Raw genomic sequence first — 637 nt, 5'->3', positions numbered from 1 at the left:
AGCGAGCGGATGTTGAGTTGCTCGGGCCCGATGCCGTCGAGCGGCGACAACGAGCCGCCGAGCACGTGATAGCGGACATTCATGGCCGCCGCCCGCTCCAGTGCCCACAGGTCGGCCACGTCCTCGACGACGATCAGCGTGCCGGCATCGCGGCGCGGATCGGTGCAGATCAGGCAGGGGTCGGAGGTATCGACATTGCCGCAGGTCGAGCAGATGCGCACCTTGTCGACCGCCTCGCTCATGGCGGCGGCCAGCGGCGACAGCAGCTGTTCCTTCTTCTTGATGAGGTGGAGTGCTGCTCGCCTGGCCGAACGGGGGCCGAGCCCCGGCACCTTGGCCAGGAGCTGGATCAGGCGTTCGATCTCGGGACCGGCGATTCGCTTCGACATCGCATCGGTTTAGGATTTTTCCGCACGCATTGGAACACTCCAGCCGCGCGGCCTGTATGCGCTGCCCCTCACTGCCCTGCCGGGCATTTCTCCCGTTTAGTGACGGGGAGAAAGACGCCTTCGCAAGGATTTCGCCAATCTCCAGCGTTGCCAGAAGCGAGCCGAGGTTGCGGCCAGCCCCTTCTCCCCGTCACTATACGGGGAGAAGATGCCGGCAGGCAGATAAGGGGCGGCGCTGACATCGACAG

The 637-nt window shown here is 65.1% G+C and carries 1 protein-coding gene; it reads right to left on the bottom strand.

The window, feature by feature from the left end; translation table 11 throughout:
• Nucleotides 1-389 (bottom strand): toprim domain-containing protein (locus E5W87_RS35525; protein ID WP_292408648.1); only part of this gene is annotated, 389 nt, incomplete at its 3' end.
• Nucleotides 390-637 lie beyond the last annotated feature (248 nt).

This window comes from Mesorhizobium sp. (genome assembly GCF_004962925.1).
Taxonomy (GTDB): domain Bacteria; phylum Pseudomonadota; class Alphaproteobacteria; order Rhizobiales; family Rhizobiaceae; genus Mesorhizobium.
Note: the sequence above shows the minus strand (reverse complement) of the source record. Positions and strands in the feature narration are given on the sequence as shown.